Below are 18670 nucleotides of genomic sequence, written 5' to 3' on the forward strand. Positions count from 1 at the left end.
TATAAAAAATCTCCTATATCATCATAGGAGATTTTTTTTGTTTATGCAAACGATTGGTTTATATCCAGCCTCTGAAGCGCGAAGCCTCCGCCATTTTCCGCACGCCGACCATGTAAGCCGCAAGCCTCATGTCAATCCGGCGGTTTTGGGACATTTCATAAATATTATTAAACGATTTTACCATCATATTTTCCAGTTTTTCTTCGACTTCTTCTTCACTCCAGTAGAAGCCCTGGTTATTTTGAACCCATTCGAAATAAGAAACCGTTACACCGCCGGCGCTCGCCAAAACATCGGGAACAAGCAGCGTTCCTTTATCTGTCAGGATTTTCGTTCCTTCCAGTGTCGTCGGTCCGTTTGCCGCCTCTACCACGATTTTCGCTTTAATGCGGTCAGCGTTTTCATCTGTAATTTGGTTTTCTATCGCTGCCGGGACAAGTATATCACAGTCAAGCTCAAGCAGCTCCTGATTCGTAATGGTGTCATTGAAAAGCTTCGTCACTGTTCCAAAGCTGTCTCTGCGGTCAAGCAGATAATCAATATCAAGACCGTCCGGATCGTAAAGACCTCCGTACGCGTCAGAAATTCCGACAACTTTCGCGCCGGCGTCATGCATAAACTTAGCCAGATAGCTGCCCGCGTTTCCGAAACCTTGTACGACGACGCGCGCGTTCTGAATATCAAGACCTTTTTTCTTGGCCGCTTCTTTTATGCAGATGGTGACGCCTTTTGCTGTAGCTGATTCCCTGCCGTGGGATCCGCCCAGTACAAGCGGTTTTCCCGTAATAAAGCCGGGTGAGTTAAATTCATCAATTCTTGAATATTCATCCATCATCCAAGCCATAATCTGCGAGTTTGTAAATACGTCAGGCGCCGGGACATCTTTAGTCGGTCCGACAATCTGACTGATTGCTCTGACGTATCCTCTGCTCAGTCTTTCAAGCTCTCTGAATGACATATTTCTCGGATCACAAACAATTCCGCCTTTACCACCGCCATAAGGAAGATCAATAATTCCGCATTTTAAACTCATCCAGATAGAAAGTGCTTTCACCTCTTTTTCAGTTACATTCGGGTGAAAACGAATACCGCCTTTTGTCGGACCTACGGAATCATTGTGCTGCGCACGATAGCCTGTAAATATTTTCACAGACCCGTCATCCATCCGAACCGGAATTTTAACCGTTAATAATCTGAGCGGCTCTTTCAGCAGTTCATACACTTCTTCTGGATACCCCAATTTTTCCAGAGCTTTATGTATTACGGTTTGGGTTGATTTTAATACATCATGTTTGTCTTCTTCATTATGACCGGTGAATCGATCGGCTTCCATTTGAGTTAACCTCCTAAAATCTTCTGTTTCTCTCATGCTCCCTTTCAGTGACTAGTATACACCTTCAATATCTCCGTGCATAGAAGAAAGACAATGATTTTTCCATTATTTCGCTTAAAAAAAGACGGCCGCTGAAAACAGCTGCCGTTTCGTTTCTTTTTTTATGAAAAATGTCTCTCGATGGTCTCCACAGCATTGCCGTCCATGATGAGTTTTCCGTACTCATGGAGCCTGTAAATCGTAATCGTCGCAGGGTGCCCGTATTCGGCCAGCACCGCGACAACGCCTTCTGCAGAACGGGAGCCGAGGTCTTCAAGACTTACATAGTACTGGTCCTCATAGTGGTAGACGGTTCCGCCGGTAATCCCGATGCGATGAAGGCTCCCGGCAAGCTGAATGATATCTTCAAACGAATGGAACTGATAAATAATATCCGGGCTTTCGTCAAGTTTGACCTGCATCTCGATATAATCGTCGTCATATTCGTCGTCTTCTGCGTCCGCGTCATGATTTTTCGTTACAATCACAACCATGCCTTGTGCCTGAAGAGAATATACTTCCACCGCGATCGGACCATTCGCTTCAAAGCCGAGCTCTGTATTTGCTTCATTCATCATATCTTTAAATAACTGGTGGACTTTAAACGAGTCCTTCCAGAGGTCTTCTTTTGTCAGTCCCCGATCAGTCAGATCGTCGAGGGTTAAAAAGATTTTAATCTTATTATAGTTCAGACGCTCAAGCCGCATAATGTTCCCTCCTGCCTCTTCTTGCACACAAATCATATAACACAGTATATGAATAAATGAGTCATAGGTTCTTAATTTGTTATCAGTTTACACCGTGTACAGCGGGAAGACAAGCAGAATGCCGTTTTTTATCGCCTCGGCCGGATTTGTTTCAGGAAAACGGCTCGGTCCGCAAAGGGTGATGATATGCGTCTCAGGTTTCGCTCCGAGCCTCAGCGGAACTTTTGTCGTCCCGTAGCCGTTGCTGATCAGGTAATGCGCTTTCTTTACCGTTCCCGTCCCGCCCAATTCATACGGCCCGAACCGGCCGAAACGGATTTGGCCGCCGTGCGTATGGCCGCTGAACACAGCGTCAATACCGTCAGACTCATTCATCTGCTCATGAATGTCCGGGTTATGGCATAGCAGAAGGTTTACTTTGTTTTCGTCCGTATGTCTGATTGCAGATTCGTAATCATCCATCATCATTCTGATATCATCCACCCCGCAGATCGTAACGGTCTCCCCTTTATAAGCAAACTGAACCGATACATTTCTCAGCGGGATCACTTTATATGCCTGAAAAAGAGAAAGCAATTTTTGCTGGCTGACCTCGTAATCATTATTTCCCCACACATAAATAACAGGCGCAAGAGCAGTCAGACGTTTGATGTTTTCCTCGATTCTGGCGTATGGAACTCCGCCTTCGGCCAAATCACCGCCGAGCAAAACGGCATCCGGCTTATAAACTGATGCTTCCCGGAGAAGCTTTTCATCAATTAAACGGCGGTGCACGTCAGATATAAAAAAGATGGTGAGCGGCTTCATCCCTTTCATTTTATCAAGCGTAAATGTATGTGTTTTCAGGTGGCTGCCGTTTGCCGTTTTGTACATGACGGCCGCCATCACCGCAGCCGCTCCCGCCAATGAGCCAAGAATTCCCGCTGTAAGCTTCATAAACGCACTCTCCATTCTGTCATTGTCTTACATTAGACGGACAAACAAAAAAAGACGTTTCTATCCTTTCCGGAAAACGCCTCTTTTTATTTGCTTTCAAAATAAAGATTGATATCATACCGATGTTTCATCAGGTGAAAAACAGATTCTCTCGCCCCCCATTTTTCCGGCTGTGGCCATAAATCCGTGCTTTTTTGGATAATTTCACATCTCAGCTTATGAAATTCACCCTCGGCTTTTTCTTCCTTTTTTTTAAAATAATAAGAAGTGCAGTACGCAAAAGCGGAAGCCATAATCCAGCACAAATAAACCGTATGGCCTAATATTTCCTGCAGAATCAGCTGCGGAGAAGCTTGAGGGGCATTGAAGCTTTTAAAAATCAGCAGTACGCACATCAGGGAAAAGCAAACGAGGGACGCCCACTGCCATCTTCGGCATTGCTTGGCATAATTTTCGTATTTTAATTTCCGTTTAACCAGCGCCTGAAGCATTTGTTTCGTCGGTCCGTCAGCAAATCGGTCTAATTGCTTCCATAAAGAATCCATTCGCTTCACACCTTGTCCGTTTTCATTGGTACACTATATGAAAGCCGCGGTGAAAATATGTATTTATTCGGAAAGCGGGATGTTCAGAACCTGGCCTGTATACACATCGTTTCCGTTTAACCCATTGTAACTGCGGATTTTTTCTTCGCCTGCACGGCTTTTATAATATTTCATTGAAATGCGGTAAAGCGTTTCTTTCGGCTGGACAGTATGCTGGACGGTCCGCACTTTTTGCTGGACGGTCTCCTCTTGATCACTGCCGGCAGCCGGAACTTGCTTTTCACGGACAGCCGGCGGAGACTGCTGTTTTGTCTCCGCGTATTCGGTTTCTGTCGGCTTTACCTGTTTTTCTGAAGCTGTTTCCGTTTTTTTCGGTGTTTTTTCACTCGGTTTTTCTTTCGTTTTTTCAGATGTAGCCGCTTCTTTCTTTTCTTTGTCCTCAGACTTTTTTTCCGGCTTTTTTAAAAGAGCGGTTTCTGATGTTTCTTTCTGCACATCCCCTTTCGGAATTACGGCAGGCGCGCTTTCACTGTGGTCTATAAAGACATCTTCATAATCCTTCGGGTCAAATCTGCTGCTGTTTGTCATATACAGAAGACCGAAAAAGACACCGATTGTCACAACAATAAACAGGACGGTCAGAAAAGTGAACAGCGGCGTTTTTGTTTTGGTTTTTTCCTTCTCCTGCTCTTCCTTTTTTTTACGCTCCTCTTTTACAGATTGTCTTGTCGGGAGGCTGTCTTCAAGATATTCAATTTGTTCATCCGCGGCCGCGGCAATCTGCTGCTCGGCACGCAGCTGCTGAGCTTTTTTTCTTTCAACTCTTGACATTTCCGTCATGCAAACCCCTCCTAACATATTGAAAACGGACCTGACAGGCAAATACCGCATCAATAATAAAATGTGCTGTAACCGGAACGAATAAATTGCCGGTCCATTCATAGATAAGCCCCAGCAAAAGACTGATGCCCGCAACCATAATAAACAGAAGCCATTTCGCCAAGTATCTGAAATGAAGCACGGTAAAAATAAAGCTGGCCGCCAATAAGCCGATATGTGTCTGCAGAACGCCTCTGAATAAAATCTCTTCGCTGAACGCAATGAGAAGCGTCAAAAACAAAATGTGCAATACCGGCCTTTTCTTAAAAAGCAATACATTAATACCGCCGTCATCATATAAATGCGAAGGACACCATTTCATCACCGCCAGATCGGCAAAAATGACAAGGACAGCAAGAGTTACACCGTACCATATGATATTATCGTCACGTATATGCCACAGCTTTAAAAAATCGTGAATATCGGTGAAACAGAAAAAGCCGATGACAGCAGAAGCCGCCAATATGAGCAATTGGGTGGCATAAAGCTGTATAACAATCTCCCGGTCTGAGAGCTGATGGATCAATTCGCTTTGCCGTTTCAGCTGAACTCACCCGCAGACTCTAAACCGAAAATCCGGTCTAATTCCAGCTTCCAATCTTCAAACCGCTCCATGTTTTTCCGTTCTCCTTTTTGCTCGTATGGGGCCAGATCAATTCCGCAGCTGCTGCAGCATTGCCCGGTTTGACTTTCAGGCTCATACGATTCATCAAAGTAAGCTAATAGCGCTTCTCTTATACATTCTTTCCGCTCCAATAACGCCGAAAAGCGGTTCATTTTATGCAGCTTCTTTTCCACGCGGCATGTCAGTTCTTCCTGCAGCTGCTCTTTAGTGGTTTTTCCTTGCAGGTACAGGTGGATGGCCGTTCGCGCCTGTGTTTCCTGAACGCCCTTGCTTATCAGAACATCCCGAAGCTTTCGCTCATCGCTCGTACCGGCGTCCCGTATGACGGCCAGAATGCCTTCCAGGTCGTAACCGGACAAACTTTCTGTCTGAATAATCTGCTGCTGAAGCTCGGTATCGCCCGGCGCTCTCAGCAAAATACTGACACTCGGGCTTCCGTCGCGGCCCGCTCTTCCGATTTCCTGCATAAAGGCCTCGGCCGTTTGGGGAGGATAAAAGTGAATAACAAAGCGGATATCAGACTTATCCACACCCATGCCGAACGCATTGGTGCAGCAAATGCAATCAAGCTGGTTATGGATAAATTGCTGCTGAATTAATATCCTGTCGCCTGTATCCATTCCCCCGTGATAATAATCCGTCCGCTTTCCCGTTTTTTCGTTCAGCTCGGCCGCAAGCTCTTCCGCCCATTTTCTGGTCGGACAATATACGATGCCCGGGCCCTCGAGCTTTTCGGCAAGCTCTGTGACCCTGCTGATTTTTTCGGCATTATCAGCCACATGTTCAACCGCCAAGAGAATATTCGGCCGGTTGACCGAATATAGATGGCGCACCGCATGCTCAAGTCCGAGCACATCCGCCACATCCCTGAGCGTTTCTTTCGTCGCTGTCGCGGTCAGCGCCAATACAGGCGGCTTGCCGAGTGCTTGCCTGAAAGGTCCGAGCTTTGAATAATCAGGCCTGAAATCATGTCCCCACTCTGATATGCAATGAGCCTCATCAATGACAAATAAACTGACCGGGACGTTTTTCAAACGGTTCAGCACATAAGGTGACGAGAGGGCTTCAGGAGACATATAAAGAAATTTGTAACGGCTGATGTTGCTGAGGATAAAATGCCGCTCGTCAGAATTCAGCATGCTGTTTAATGCCGCAACCCGCTTTTCTCCTTTCGCCTTCAGCTGCTGCACCTGATCTTCCATTAATGAAAGAAGAGGTGAAATAATCAGTACCAGCCCGTCCATTATGTAACCCGGAAGCTGATAGCATAATGATTTCCCCCCGCCTGTCGGAAGCATGGCAATCGTATCCTTCTTTTGAAGCACGCTGGTGATGATTTCTTCCTGCCCTTTTTTAAACGAATGCAGACCAAAATTCCGGTATAAAGCTTTGTGCAGCTCAGTCATGCTGTTTCACCGTCTTTGCCAGCGCCAGCCTGATCTGAAAATAGCTGAAGCGCATCTGCATTCCTTCGCGAATCCGTTTAATTTTATTCGTTTGTTGCTGTTTTGCAAATGCCGTTATCATACGCTGTTCCTCTTCAGAAATGTACTGTTCTATAAAAAATGCAGGCTGATGCAGCGATATTTCTACGATATGATCTTCGATTGTGGCGGTTTTTAAATTTCTGATTGCGGCGATCCGTTCAATCGGAAACCCTTTTTCCAAAAGCTCATAGGTTTTTCTGGCAGACTGTGTGAGCGCGCTTTCCGACTGAAGGTCGGACAACAGTTCGCGCAGAGCTGGGTGTGCACATTGCGGAAGCGATTGAATAACATAATGTACCGCTCCCCAAAACTGAACGGACACATACCATTCATCTTCGTTCAGCTGAAGAGCGAGCTGCTTATTGGTGCTGCCTATTCTGTCGAATGAGGTTAGAGAATAGACGAATATAAGCGCCTGCCGTTCACTCACGCCTTGCAGAAGCTGAAACAGCGTGTCATGCATTTGGACGGAGAGTTCTTTGACATCTCTGGTTTTCCGCATAAACCGTTTGACCCATCTCAGCGTCTGTACATCGTTTGTAACCGGGATATATTGACTGTATTGATGCTCTTTGTTTGACAGGACTTGAATGAGCAGGGAAAGCCGCTTCCACAGGATGACGGCCGGCGTTTGATAATTCGCGCCGTGGCAGTGCTTCGGCCAAGGCCGCTCGGCAAACGCCTGTTCAAGCTTTTGAACGCCGCGTGCAGTCACTTTCCACGTTCCCTCTTCTTTTCCGACTGTAATGTATGAGTCCCCGGTGAGTTTATGCATCGAAGCAGCAATATCGCCGCGCTCGCACTGTGAAGCCATGCCGAAATATTTAGCGATCTGAAATAAGCCCGCATCCTGAATGGTTTGAGACGACTTTTTTCCTTTTAATAAATGAAACACGGCACTCGGAGTCCGTTCGCCGTCTATTTTGTCCAGACAGTCGAGAACCACGGTATCAAAGTAGTTTATCGCCAATCTCAACACACCTACATTTCTTCTCTCAACAAGTTTCGTTTTTTTGTTCTTTTTATTTTAACAGATTTTCATATAAATTTGACGTTTAAAGTCATCTTTTAGGGGGAACTGCTATAGAGAATCCCTTATGTGATAAGCATTCTCAATCATTTTTCTGTTGAAATTTGACACCAACATCATTACAATAAGTAAGAGGAATAGGTGTTATATTTAAAAATATATAAGGTAAACCATTTGTTCCAACACGAACAATCTGGGAGGTTTTTTTCATGGCAAAGTACACAATCGTAGATAAAGATACGTGTATTGCATGCGGCGCTTGCGGAGCTGCGGCACCAGACATTTATGATTATGATGATGAAGGCATTGCATTCGTTACGCTTGACGAAAATAAAGGTGTCGTCGAAGTTCCGGAAGTGCTGGAAGAAGATATGATTGACGCATTTGAAGGATGCCCTACTGATTCAATCAAAGTTGCGGATGAACCGTTTGAAGGCGACCCGCTGAAATACGAATAGAAAAGCCCTCCCCGTGAGAGGAGCTTTATACGTGAATAAGACTCCGGCTGTTATCGGCCGGAGTCTTATTTTTTTGCCGATCCAACAAACAAAAAAAAGCGCCCGGCCTGTGTTTTACGAGGCGGACGCTTTCAGTCATTATTGTGTTTGAACGCTGCGTTTTTGCTCAATCCAAGGTTTAAGCTTCGTAAAGATGAACGTAAATACGATGGTGATGATAATGCCTTTCACAATGTTAAACGGCAGAATTCCCGCAACAACCGCTGTTTTTAACTGGCTGTTTGACAGTGCCGGTGAATGCAAAAACCAAGTATACGCGGGCAGGATGAGAATATAGTTCAAAATACTCATCAGAACAGTCATCGCCGCGGTTCCGGCCAGCAGGCTCACCGCAAGCCCTTTTGCAGACTTGAGTTTTTCAAACATAAACGCCGTCGGCAGGATAAACAGCGTCCCCGCGATAAAATTGGCCGCCTGCCCGACAGGCACGCCGGCCATGCTTCCTTGAATGATATACTGCAGAATATTTTTAATCGCTTCAACCGCAATCCCCGCCGCAGGCCCGTAAACCAAAATGGCGATAATTGCAGGAACGTCACTGAAATCAATTTTCAAGTAATCCGGCAGACCCGGAAACGGGAAATTTAACAGCATAAGCACAAAGGCAATGCTGCTAAGCATACTGATAACAACTAATTTTTTTACTTTCACAATGCTCTCTCCTTTTCGATCAAATCTCTCGAAAAGAGGAAAGGTTCTTTACACCTCAATAAAAAAACCGCTTTTATAAAAAAGCGGGAGTTTACTAAGGCTTAGCAAAGAAACGTTTGATATGAGCATCAAAACGTCTGCTGAACCTCCATCTTCTCCCATCCAGACTATACTGTCGGCTCCGGAATCTCACCGGATCCTGCCGCCGAAGCAGCTCGCGGGCTTAGAGTATGATACTCATCACCGCCGGTAGGGAATTTCACCCTGCCCCGAAGATTGATCTTATGAATTTATTCACATTATATATGATCACATTGCAATTGTATAGCGAACTGCTCAATTTTATATAAAATATTGGCGAAACTCATTTTTTAACTGAATGAGCGGTTTCCTTTTCTCCTTTACTGCGTCAATACGCATTGACACTCTATTGAGAATATGATAAATTATCAGATATTTAGTCAGCTAAACTAGGAGGAAATCTAACAATGTTTCGAGTTTTGGTCTCAGATAAGATGAGCAATGACGGCTTAAAGCCGCTGATGGAATCAGACTTTATAGAAATTGTTCAAAAAAACGTCGCGGATGCAGAAGATGAATTACATACCTTTGATGCCCTGTTAGTCCGCAGTGCCACGAAAGTAACCGAAGAATTGTTTGAAAAAATGACCTCTTTAAAAATCGTCGGCAGAGCCGGTGTCGGGGTGGATAACATCGACATCGATGAGGCCACAAAACATGGAGTTATCGTGATAAATGCGCCAAACGGAAACACGATTTCAACGGCAGAGCATACATTCGCGATGATTTCTTCATTAATGAGACACATCCCGCAAGCCAATATCTCAGTAAAATCTAGAGAATGGAACCGGACGGCTTTTGTCGGGGCGGAACTCTACGGAAAGACTCTGGGAATTATCGGTCTCGGCCGGATCGGAAGCGAGATCGCCCAGCGCGCAAGAGCGTTCGGTATGACGGTTCATGTGTTCGATCCGTTCTTAACCGAAGAAAGAGCCGGCAAAATCGGGGTAAACAGCCGGACCTTCGAAGAAGTGCTTGAAAGTGCGGATATCATTACCGTTCACACGCCTTTAACAAAGGAAACAAAAGGACTGCTTAATAGAGAGACCATCGCCAAAACGAAAAAAGGCGTCCGCCTTATTAACTGCGCAAGAGGCGGAATCATTGATGAAGCGGCGCTTTTGGAAGCACTGGAAAGCGGGCATGTCGCAGGCGCTGCGCTTGACGTGTTTGAAGTGGAGCCGCCTGTTGAATCTAAACTTCCCGACCATCCGTTAGTGATTGCCACACCTCACTTAGGCGCTTCAACGAAAGAAGCACAGCTGAATGTTGCGGCGCAGGTTTCTGAAGAAGTGCTTCAATTTGCAAAAGGCCTGCCTGTCATGTCAGCGATCAACCTGCCAGCGATGACGAAGGATGAATTCAAAAAAATTCAGCCTTATCACCAAATTGCCGATAAAATCGGAAGTCTCGTGTCACAATGTATGAAGGAACCCGTCAAAGATGTTGCGATTCAATATGAAGGCACCATCGCCAAATTTGAAACATCGTTTATTACAAAAAGCCTGCTGTCCGGCTTCTTAAAACCGCGTGTAGACTCAACGGTCAATGAAGTGAATGCCGGCGGTGTCGCAAAAGAACGCGGAATCAGCTTCAGCGAAAAGATTTCCTCCAATGAATCAGGATATGATAACTTCATCAGCGTAAAAGTGACCGGAGACCGGAGCACCTTTACGTTAACGGCTACGTATATCCCTCACTTCGGTGAAAGAATCGTTGAACTGAACGGCTTTAATATTGACTTACATCCTGCCGGCCACCTCGTATATATCCAGCATCAGGATACGACTGGCGTAATCGGACGCGTCGGACGCATCCTCGGCGATAACGATATCAATATCGCCACCATGCAGGTAGGCCGTAAAGAAAAAGGCGGAGAAGCCATTATGATGCTTTCTTTTGATAAACACCTGGATGATAAAGTCGTCAATGAGCTGGCTTCAATTCAGGATATTGTCTCAGTTAAATTGATTGACCTTCCGTAACAGACAAAAACCCAAAACATATAAATGTTTTGGGTTTTTAACGTTTAATGGATGGGAAGCGGATTAGGCGCGGCAGGCACAGCGATTGGTTTTGTCACATCATAATTACCGACTTTCTTTGCACGCGCATGTGTGAACAGCACCTCAGAAAAACCGAATTCCTTCGCGGTTAACAAAAGTCCTTCGATCATTAAAATCCCTTCTAGCGAATCTTCCACCGTATGTTTTTCGGACAATTGGATTTGCAGCTGCCGGCCGTTTTTAATTTCGGATACTGATGCAATCGCATCTGCTTCAATGACGCCTGCGGTCTGTGAGTCTTTATCTGTTTTCATTCCGTCAATGGCTTGCTCTACTGAAGAATAGGTTTGTTCCGACGGAATGAGATACTCTTGTCCCAGATTGTCACGGTAAGAAAAATACGCCCGTTTTGCCTGCTTATGTACGGACATCTCAGCGGCAATACCGTATGCTTTATAAAGATCCTGTCCTGCTCCATTTTGAATCTTTGTCATTTTAATCCGCTCGTAAGGACTCCAGGTCAAAGTCTCTTTCAGCACCTTTTTCAATAAATCAGCTTCGGCCACTGATTCAATTGATAGCCGTCCGTTTACTTGTACAAGCAGATCCTTCTTATCCGCACTTACTTGAACACCGTCCAAAAGCCGGGGTACAGACAGGAAAGATTCGGGCACTTCCAGGTTTTCTGCCTCGGATAAAGCCTCTGAAACCGATTCGTCGGGCTTCCTTTTTTCAAAACTGATCGGAATAACGGCGGATGTTTCTGAATCGGCAAACGCCAACGTAATGTATTTGTTTTTGTTTTGGTTTGAGACGACAAACGTCTTCTGTTCCGGCTTGACTGAAGCTGACTGACTGGCTTTTTCAGCCTGACTGCTGTCAGCTGTAAGATCACCGGAAGATTCGTTTCTTGTCAGCAGGTGAGGAGATATAATCAGAGCGATGCACAATGCGCAGATGGCGGCTGTTGCGGGGCCGATCCTGCTTCGGGCCGGTTTTTTTCTATACTGTTTACCCGTTTCAATATTCCGGTAAATGGCCTCTGGTGAACGATGATCTCTAACCGCCGGAAGTTGTCTTAACAACTCCTCTACTCTTTCTTCGTTCCAATATGACTTCATCATCCATTAGCTCCTCCCTCAAAAGCTCCATCTGTTTCCGAAGTATTTTGAGCCCTCTGTGTTGGGTCGTTTTGACTTTGCTTTCCGAGAAGCCGAGAGCGGCAGCTGTTTCCTGAATGGAATATCCCTGAATAAATCTCAAGATAATAACAGCTCTTTGATCAATGGTGCAGTGATCAAGCGCGGTATAAATTTCCCGGACATTTTCATGCTGTACGGCGAGTTCGTCCGGAAGCAAATGCTGATCTCTGACATCTTGTGTATCCCAATCAAACGTACCCATAATACGCTGTCTGATCGTCTGCTGCTTGCGGAACCAGTCAATCGCCACATGGCGCGCGATGGACAACAGCCATGTTTTTTCACTGCTTCTACCTTCGAATGTATGATAGGAATTCAAGACGCGGATATACACTTCCTGCGCCAAATCCTCAGCCTGTGTTTTATCTTTTACCATATAAAATAAAAATTGGTATAAATCTTGATGATATGCATCATATAATATCTGAAAGGTTTCTTCCATGGGAAGCCCCTCCGTTCACTTTTTTGTCGTATAAATGCGTTGAAAAGTTACATTACAACTATATTACGAGAAACTGGAATTTGGAAGGGAATTTATATTAACATATTCTTAAATTTTTAAAGGGGAAATTAACAAAAAAACACCCGCATGTTCTGCGGGTGTTTCGTATGGAACAAGATTGTTCGTCAATTTCAGACGCCATCCTGCACTTTTGTCGGAATATAAAATGTAAACGCCGTCCCTTTGTCGATGCTGCTGTGCACCGCAATTGAGCCGCCGTGCGCTTCCACGATATTTTTTACGATAGCGAGCCCGAGTCCGGTTCCCGCCCTGCCCCTTGTTCTCGCCTTGTCCGCTTTATAAAAACGTTCAAAAATAAAAGGCAGGTCCTCTTCAGGTATTCCCGAGCCGGAATCTTTAATATCGATTTTCAGTCCGTCTTTTACGGTCTGAGCCGCGATATGAACGCTTCCGCCTGACTCTGTATGACGCAGCGCGTTGTCTATAAGATTGGTAAACACCTGTTCCATTTTGTCTTCGTCAAAGACACACTCCGGCTGAGACACCGCAATGTCTTCTGTGAGCGAAACCCCTTTTTCCTTCGCTACCCCGGAAAATTTGCGGGAAATCTTCTCCAGAAATTCATGCAGGTTCACCGTTTCATAGTGCAGACCCGTATGTCCGGATTCCATTCTGGCCAAGTCCAGCAAGTCATTGACAAGCCGGCCCATGCGAAGGGATTCATCATAAATGATCTGCGCGATTTCTTTTTTCTCCTCTTCGGTACTTGCAATGTCGTCCACTATTGCCTCACTGTATCCTTGCAGCATAGAAATCGGAGTTCTGAGTTCATGACTGACATTGGCAATGAAATCTTCACGCAATTTATCAAGCCTGCGCTCTTCGGTCATGTCACGGAGCACGGCCACGGCGCCGCGGACGTGTGATTCCGCATAAAGAGGCGACATCAATAAAACCCATGACCTTCCTTGAAGCGTCATTTCAATCATTTGCTCTTTTTCTGTGCTCACGGCATTTTGAAAAAGCTCTTTTGCTTCAGGAGGAAGGTTGTCTCCTTCTTTAATGTTCATATTCTGCTCGTAATACCAAGCCTGCAGAAAACGTTCGGCCGGCGGGTTCGTCACCAAAATGGTGCCGTCGATATTAATGGTGATGACCCCGTCTGCCATACTGCTTAAAATATTCGACAGCTGTTCTTTTTCCTGATTCAGCGCGTTGATATGGAAATTGAGCTGCCGGCCCATCTGATTAAAGGCAATGGCCAGTTCCCCGATTTCATCTTGAGTCAGAATCGGAATTTTTGTATCAAACTTCCCTTTCGCCAAGTCCTGGGCGCCTTCCCGCATTTTCCGAAGCGGGTACGTCACCCTGCTGGATAAAAAGAACGCGAAAAACGTTGTCAAAACGATGGCAATTCCCGCCGCAAGAAAGATATACCGTGTCGTATGTTTCGTCGTATCTTTGACGGCAAGCAGCGACTGAGATAAAAAGACCATGCCTTTTTTGCCGTCTTTTTCATACGGCACGCCGACGATCAGCCGTTCGTTATCGGAACCGGCATCATTGGGCGCCGCGCGTTTGCTTACTTTTTTGCGGTCTGTCAGCGCCTTGTGCAAATCCCGGTCGCGTTTGATCTGCTCCAATGTAATAGATGATAAATGATTATCGTCATTCGGCGAATACCAGACGTGCTGATCATCCTGAATGATCGCGATGCTCGTTAAGTTGTCCGCCAGCTCCCACGTGATGGATCTGGCAAGCGGCTGGTCTTCATGATTTTCTATAATGACCGCTATTTTATCGGCAAGCTGCGTTAAATCTTTTTCCGCTTCTTCTACGTGGTAATTCTCTATGAATTCGAGAAGCAGCACCGTTAAAATAAATAAAACAATTAATACGAGTGAAAGAATGGTAAACCAAAGCTTTCCTACTACGCTTTTCCAAAACTTCATTCAGCGCCTACCTCAAATTTGTAACCCACTCCCCAGACGGTGACGATTTTTTTCGCCGCTCCCGGAGATACTTTGTTTAATTTTTCACGGAGCCGTTTTACATGGGTATCCACCGTTCTAAGGTCTCCGAAAAATTCATACTGCCATACTTCTTTTAAAAGCTTTTCTCTGTCATACACTTTGTCCGGTGTTTTCGCCAGAAAATACAGCAGTTCGTATTCCTTCGGCGTCAGGCTCACTTCCGTGCCGTCCGCAGTCACTCTGTGAGCATCGTGATCGATGGAAAGATGTGAAAAAACGAGCACATTTTTTGTCGGCGTATTTGCTGTCAGATAGGATGTTTGAGAAGCTCTTCTTAAAAGCGCCTTTACCCGAAGCACCACTTCTCTCGGGCTGAAAGGCTTCACGATATAATCGTCCGTACCCGCTTCAAACCCCTGAACGCGGTTGGCTTCTTCCCCTTTTGCCGTCAGCATGATAATCGGCGTCGCTTTTTTTTCTCTGAGCTGCCGGCATACTTCTATTCCGTCTGTTCCCGGCATCATTAAATCCAAGAGCACCAGATCATAATCTGAGGCCAGCCCCATTTTAATGGCCTCATCGCCGTTTTCCGCTTCTTCAATCACATAGTTTTCCCGTTCAAGGTACATTCTTAAAAGGCGGCGAATTCTGGCTTCATCATCTACTACTAATATTTTAGTTTCATTTGTTTGATCCATCGTTTTCCCCCTGCTTTCCTTCTGTTACTTTCATTTTAACAAACTGTGCGGCGGCTTGAGAACTGTATCGGCTTTCGGCATCTATGCGTACGAATGAAGTCCGGCAAGCACGAGATTTACAAAAATTAAGTTAAACATAATAATGGCAAAGCCGATGACGGCGAGCCATGCCGATTTTTCGCCATGCCAGCCTCTTGACAGCCGCAAGTGCAAGTATGCTGCGTAAAATAAAAAGGTGATCAGCGCCCATACTTCCTTAGGGTCCCAGCCCCAAAAACGCGTCCATGCAAGCTGCGCCCAAATCATCGCAAACACAAGCGCGCCGAGTGTAAATACCGGAAATCCGATGGAAACGGCGCGGTAGCCGACTTCATCTACCAAGTCGAGATTCACATTTTTGACGAGCGGGCTTAAAAGAGCGCTGATTCTCTTTCTGAATATCAGCCTGAGCGCGCCGTATAAGACGAGACCTGCGCCAAACGACCAGATCACCGTATTAACCTTTCTGCCTGAAAAAATGGCCGGGAGCTCAACAAACGGCTTCATTGCGCCTTCTGTAAGCAGTTCTCCTTCATGCGGACCGACAAGCGCAGGCATATCATATACCATGACGCTTTTGGCATCTTTTTTATCCACCCAATTAAATTCGGCTTTGTAGTCCGCCAGCCGGAATGCCGACGTGACGGCGATAAATGCCACGGTCGTCACGAGGATAAACATGATGACTTCGAGCCAGAACGTTTTTTTGCCCGGTCTGGACTGATCGACATGCTTTAACAGGAAAATGACTCCGGCTACAAAGCTGATCGCAAGAATCGCCTGCCCGAGCGCCGCCGTCGTGACGTGAATGTACAGCCAATTGCTTTGCAGTGACGGAATAAGCGGCGTAATGTCGGTCGGAAACATGCTTGCGTATGCAATAAGCAACAGCGCGATAGACAATGTGAACATGCCTAAAGACGGCAGTCTGTAAATAAAGTAAATAATAATAAAAGCGAGAACAAGCATCATGCCGAATGACGTGGTAAATTCAAACATATTGCTGACAGGCGCGTGTCCGCTTGCCGACCACCTCGCAATGAAGTAGCCGAGATGGCAAATAAATCCGAGAATGGTTAACGTGATTCCGATTGCCGACCAGCGGCCCTTACCGTCCTTTGCACCTTTTGTTCCCCGGATGGCGCCGCCGAAAACCGGGACGGCAATTAAATAAATCAAAAAGGCAGCATAAAGAAAATTTGCGCTCAGCTCCGCCATGACACCACTCCTTTTTCATTAGGCCTGATTTTTGACCAGTTCTTTTTGATCGGCCGGCTCTTTAATCCCGGTCCCGTTAAGAACATATTCAATATCCTTTTTCAAACCGAACCAGTTTTTGTTCGTATGACCCGCCACAAGCACTTCATTTTCACCGGTTTTGATCCAGATTCTTCTGTGCTGCCAGTACATTCCTTGAATGACGCCGATCATAAAAATCGCGCCGCCGACGGCAAGCACCCATAAGGTTAAATCTTTTCTGACGGTGAGTCCTGTAATGTTTTTCGTTTCCACGTGGTCGAATTTTAATTTGTACTTGTTATTCGCGGAACCTTCAACAGTCTGCTGAATCGCAACAAAGCTTTTCTCCCCTTTCGGCTTGTCAGGAGCCGTAACTTTAAAGACAAAAGCCGGATTGTTCGGAACCTTCGTTTTCGTGCTCGGTTCTCCGTCCTTGTTAAAATAAAAATCAGGAAGATAACTGGCGATCTGCACTTTGTAACCGTTACCAAGATCATAGTCCGTGTCTGGATCAAGAAGATTGATCTTCAGTCTGCCGAATGACTGTTTTGTTTTTTGGTCGATCAGCTGAAACACCATCTGATCGAGCTGGTTTTCTTTATAGTCCACCTGATACACGGAATAGGAGTCGAACCGCAGCGGTTCATTGACGCGGATATTGTTTTCTTTGACTCTTTTAAGCTTCGGCTTTTCACCGAATACAATGTCGCCTTCCCTCTTGTACAAAATTGCATCCGTATTGAAGGATTTGGCGACTTTGCCGTTTCCGGCTCTGTCAATGGCGTCGGCGAATACTTTTTTCTCAGTGTTTTTGTTATATGTCTGCATGGTGAACCGATTGTTTTTCAAGTAATATTTGCCGTCAGTGCCGGGAATCTGGGCGGTTTCGCCTTCACGGACCCAGAGGGTTTCATCGACATACATCCCCGGGACAAACCTCAGCATGGCTCCGATCAGAAAAATGATCAGGCCGATATGATTGACGTAGGGCCCCCACCTTGAAAAGCGCCCTTTTTCCGCCAGAATGCTTCCCTCTTGTTCTCGCACTCTATAATGCTTTTTTTTCAAACGTGTTCTGATGCCATCAGCCGCCTCCGCGCTCAGACCGGTTTCCGTCCGGCTGTATAGACGCTGCCTCTTCAAAAAGACCGGATTCCGCTGAACTCCTTGATTTTTCAGCGCTCTGTACAGAGGAATCACCCGATCCAGGCTGCAGATGACAAGTGATATGCCGATGGATGCGATCAGGAGCATATACCACCATGAACCGTACAGGTGATGAAATCCCAGCAGATAATAGATTTTGCCGATTATACCGTACTGCTGTTCATAATATGTATCCGGCTGGGCGCCCGGCGGCAGATAAGCTTCCTGCGGAAAAACCGTGCCGAATGCTGAAGCCGCCAGAGTAATGACGATCAGCCATATTCCGACTTTAACGGAAGAAAAGAAATTCCATACTTTATCTACGATTGTTTTGTTATATGTTTGCGAACGTCTTGCGCTGCCGTCGTACCGCATATCGGCAAGCGGCGACTTTTGATCATCAAGAGGCTTCCCGCACGACTCGCACAAAACTGTTCCGGCTGGATTCACGTGCCCGCATTCACATTTGACCTTTTTCATGAAGACGCCTCCAGCTTAATTAAATTCATATAGTCATGAACCATGCGTTCTGTCATCGTGCCGGTCACCACTTTCACGACTTTTCCGTCGGGATTGATCAAAAAAGTCGTCGGTATAGGCGATACGCCGTACGCGTCCAGCACTTGCCGGTCAGTATCAAGCGCAACCGGGAAATTGACGCCGTATGTTTTCATAAAATTATGTACTGCAATTTTTGATTCGCCGACATTTACCGCAACCACCTCTACACCGAGGTCTTTAAAATACTTATATTGGTTTTCCATATAGGGGAATTCCTGCTTGCAAGGCTCGCACCACGTTCCCCAGAAATTCAGAAAAACACCTTTTCCTTTTAACTGACTCAGTTCTATGTTTCTGCCCTCTGTATCTTTCAGCGCGAAATTCGGGGCTTTGGACCCCTCAGATATACGCTCGCCGTTTGTGTAAACAGCGTTATAGATGGTATATCCGAGCGCGCAGAGTAAGATGAGAAGGATGCCGGTCCGAATGAATAAACGCCGCCGTTTTTTGTTCATTGTACACTGCTCCCCTCCCCTGCCTGCAAATCCATTCAATTATATCATCTTCACGTT

Annotated in this window: 18 protein-coding genes and 1 riboswitch; of the genes, 2 read left to right on the forward strand and 16 right to left on the reverse strand. The window is 45.9% G+C overall.

The features are described from left to right. Nucleotides 1–58: 58 nt before the first annotated feature. From gudB to ACW5MY_RS10695, 8 genes are all read right to left on the reverse strand, one after another. On the reverse strand, nucleotides 59–1333 hold the full coding sequence (gene gudB, locus ACW5MY_RS10660) for an NAD-specific glutamate dehydrogenase (protein WP_013352705.1): 1275 nt from the start codon (nucleotides 1331–1333) through the stop codon (nucleotides 59–61). Between the two features lie 161 nt (nucleotides 1334–1494). Further along, the gene (locus ACW5MY_RS10665; protein WP_013352706.1) at nucleotides 1495–2079 is read right to left on the reverse strand and encodes a genetic competence negative regulator; all 585 of its coding nucleotides are present in this window, start codon (nucleotides 2077–2079) and stop codon (nucleotides 1495–1497) included. 87 nt (nucleotides 2080–2166) lie between these two features. Continuing rightward, nucleotides 2167–3015 carry a metallophosphoesterase gene (locus tag ACW5MY_RS10670; RefSeq protein ID WP_289393697.1) on the reverse strand — a complete coding sequence of 283 codons (849 nt, stop codon included), beginning with the start codon at nucleotides 3013–3015 and terminating at the stop codon, nucleotides 2167–2169. Nucleotides 3016–3101: 86 nt separating this feature from the next. Continuing rightward, entirely contained in the window at nucleotides 3102–3560 is a 459-nt protein-coding gene (locus tag ACW5MY_RS10675) for a YpbF family protein (protein WP_013352708.1), read from the reverse strand. 63 nt (nucleotides 3561–3623) lie between these two features. Further along, nucleotides 3624–4400, reverse strand: coding sequence for a LysM peptidoglycan-binding domain-containing protein (locus ACW5MY_RS10680; protein ID WP_193350361.1), 777 nt, complete (start codon nucleotides 4398–4400; stop codon nucleotides 3624–3626). Then, the gene (locus tag ACW5MY_RS10685) at nucleotides 4378–4965 is read right to left on the reverse strand and encodes a CPBP family intramembrane glutamic endopeptidase (RefSeq protein ID WP_193350362.1); all 588 of its coding nucleotides are present in this window, start codon (nucleotides 4963–4965) and stop codon (nucleotides 4378–4380) included. The genes ACW5MY_RS10680 and ACW5MY_RS10685 overlap by 23 nt, the downstream gene beginning before the upstream one ends. 14 nt (nucleotides 4966–4979) lie before the next feature. Beyond that, nucleotides 4980–6470 (reverse strand): RecQ family ATP-dependent DNA helicase, encoded by a 1491-nt coding sequence (locus tag ACW5MY_RS10690; RefSeq protein WP_289393699.1) that lies wholly within the window; start codon nucleotides 6468–6470, stop codon nucleotides 4980–4982. Further along, the gene (locus tag ACW5MY_RS10695; protein WP_289393700.1) at nucleotides 6463–7521 is read right to left on the reverse strand and encodes a YpbB family protein; all 1059 of its coding nucleotides are present in this window, start codon (nucleotides 7519–7521) and stop codon (nucleotides 6463–6465) included. The genes ACW5MY_RS10690 and ACW5MY_RS10695 overlap by 8 nt, the downstream gene beginning before the upstream one ends. Nucleotides 7522–7790: 269 nt before the next feature. Between ACW5MY_RS10695 and ACW5MY_RS10700 the strand changes: the two genes are divergently transcribed. Further along, nucleotides 7791–8039: a ferredoxin gene (locus ACW5MY_RS10700; RefSeq protein WP_003153403.1), complete on the forward strand. Its 249-nt coding sequence runs from the start codon at nucleotides 7791–7793 to the stop codon at nucleotides 8037–8039. A gap of 138 nt (nucleotides 8040–8177) precedes the next feature. Here the strand turns inward: ACW5MY_RS10700 and ACW5MY_RS10705 are convergent, their stop codons facing one another. After that, nucleotides 8178–8750, reverse strand: coding sequence for an ECF transporter S component (locus ACW5MY_RS10705; protein WP_289393701.1), 573 nt, complete (start codon nucleotides 8748–8750; stop codon nucleotides 8178–8180). 146 nt (nucleotides 8751–8896) lie between these two features. Next, nucleotides 8897–9031: riboswitch (FMN riboswitch) on the reverse strand. A 207-nt stretch (nucleotides 9032–9238) separates the two neighbouring features. On the opposite strand from ACW5MY_RS10705, the gene serA reads away from it, so the two are divergent. Further along, nucleotides 9239–10816: a phosphoglycerate dehydrogenase gene (gene serA / locus ACW5MY_RS10710; protein ID WP_013352714.1), complete on the forward strand. Its 1578-nt coding sequence runs from the start codon at nucleotides 9239–9241 to the stop codon at nucleotides 10814–10816. Between the two features lie 44 nt (nucleotides 10817–10860). Here the strand turns inward: serA and ACW5MY_RS10715 are convergent, their stop codons facing one another. The 7 genes from ACW5MY_RS10715 to resA form a co-directional block, all read right to left on the reverse strand. Then, nucleotides 10861–11961, reverse strand: coding sequence for a sugar dehydratase (locus ACW5MY_RS10715; protein WP_457851317.1), 1101 nt, complete (start codon nucleotides 11959–11961; stop codon nucleotides 10861–10863). Then, nucleotides 11897–12481 (reverse strand): RNA polymerase sigma factor SigX, encoded by a 585-nt coding sequence (gene sigX / locus ACW5MY_RS10720; protein ID WP_013352716.1) that lies wholly within the window; start codon nucleotides 12479–12481, stop codon nucleotides 11897–11899. Before sigX ends, ACW5MY_RS10715 begins: the two co-directional genes overlap by 65 nt. A 191-nt stretch (nucleotides 12482–12672) precedes the next feature. Further along, nucleotides 12673–14454: an ATP-binding protein gene (locus ACW5MY_RS10725; RefSeq protein ID WP_013352717.1), complete on the reverse strand. Its 1782-nt coding sequence runs from the start codon at nucleotides 14452–14454 to the stop codon at nucleotides 12673–12675. Beyond that, nucleotides 14451–15173, reverse strand: coding sequence for a DNA-binding response regulator ResD (resD, locus tag ACW5MY_RS10730; protein ID WP_003153397.1), 723 nt, complete (start codon nucleotides 15171–15173; stop codon nucleotides 14451–14453). The genes ACW5MY_RS10725 and resD overlap by 4 nt, the downstream gene beginning before the upstream one ends. Before the next feature lie 81 nt (nucleotides 15174–15254). Further along, the gene (gene ccsB / locus ACW5MY_RS10735; protein ID WP_013352718.1) at nucleotides 15255–16430 is read right to left on the reverse strand and encodes a c-type cytochrome biogenesis protein CcsB; all 1176 of its coding nucleotides are present in this window, start codon (nucleotides 16428–16430) and stop codon (nucleotides 15255–15257) included. An 18-nt stretch (nucleotides 16431–16448) separates the two neighbouring features. Then, on the reverse strand, nucleotides 16449–18077 hold the full coding sequence (gene resB / locus ACW5MY_RS10740; RefSeq protein ID WP_013352719.1) for a cytochrome c biogenesis protein ResB: 1629 nt from the start codon (nucleotides 18075–18077) through the stop codon (nucleotides 16449–16451). Beyond that, the gene (gene resA / locus ACW5MY_RS10745) at nucleotides 18074–18613 is read right to left on the reverse strand and encodes a thiol-disulfide oxidoreductase ResA (RefSeq protein ID WP_013352720.1); all 540 of its coding nucleotides are present in this window, start codon (nucleotides 18611–18613) and stop codon (nucleotides 18074–18076) included. The genes resB and resA overlap by 4 nt, the downstream gene beginning before the upstream one ends. Nucleotides 18614–18670 lie beyond the last annotated feature (57 nt).

This window comes from Bacillus sp. Bwzl_19, from assembly GCF_054900515.1.

Bases quoted from the DNA above. Each gene is read 5' to 3' on its own strand.
- resD (WP_003153397.1), bottom strand. From the start codon at position 15,173: ATGGATCAAACAAATGAAACTAAAATATTAGTAGTAGATGATGAAGCC.
- resA (WP_013352720.1), bottom strand. From the start codon at position 18,613: ATGAACAAAAAACGGCGGCGTTTATTCATTCGGACCGGCATCCTTCTC.
- ACW5MY_RS10715 (WP_457851317.1), bottom strand. From the start codon at position 11,961: ATGATGAAGTCATATTGGAACGAAGAAAGAGTAGAGGAGTTGTTAAGA.
- ACW5MY_RS10675 (WP_013352708.1), bottom strand. From the start codon at position 3,560: ATGGATTCTTTATGGAAGCAATTAGACCGATTTGCTGACGGACCGACG.
- ACW5MY_RS10725 (WP_013352717.1), bottom strand. From the start codon at position 14,454: ATGAAGTTTTGGAAAAGCGTAGTAGGAAAGCTTTGGTTTACCATTCTT.
- ACW5MY_RS10670 (WP_289393697.1), bottom strand. From the start codon at position 3,015: ATGAAGCTTACAGCGGGAATTCTTGGCTCATTGGCGGGAGCGGCTGCG.
- ACW5MY_RS10690 (WP_289393699.1), bottom strand. From the start codon at position 6,470: ATGACTGAGCTGCACAAAGCTTTATACCGGAATTTTGGTCTGCATTCG.
- gudB (WP_013352705.1), bottom strand. From the start codon at position 1,333: ATGGAAGCCGATCGATTCACCGGTCATAATGAAGAAGACAAACATGAT.
- sigX (WP_013352716.1), bottom strand. From the start codon at position 12,481: ATGGAAGAAACCTTTCAGATATTATATGATGCATATCATCAAGATTTA.
- ccsB (WP_013352718.1), bottom strand. From the start codon at position 16,430: ATGGCGGAGCTGAGCGCAAATTTTCTTTATGCTGCCTTTTTGATTTAT.
- resB (WP_013352719.1), bottom strand. From the start codon at position 18,077: ATGAAAAAGGTCAAATGTGAATGCGGGCACGTGAATCCAGCCGGAACA.
- serA (WP_013352714.1), top strand. From the start codon at position 9,239: ATGTTTCGAGTTTTGGTCTCAGATAAGATGAGCAATGACGGCTTAAAG.
- ACW5MY_RS10700 (WP_003153403.1), top strand. From the start codon at position 7,791: ATGGCAAAGTACACAATCGTAGATAAAGATACGTGTATTGCATGCGGC.
- ACW5MY_RS10680 (WP_193350361.1), bottom strand. From the start codon at position 4,400: ATGACGGAAATGTCAAGAGTTGAAAGAAAAAAAGCTCAGCAGCTGCGT.
- ACW5MY_RS10665 (WP_013352706.1), bottom strand. From the start codon at position 2,079: ATGCGGCTTGAGCGTCTGAACTATAATAAGATTAAAATCTTTTTAACC.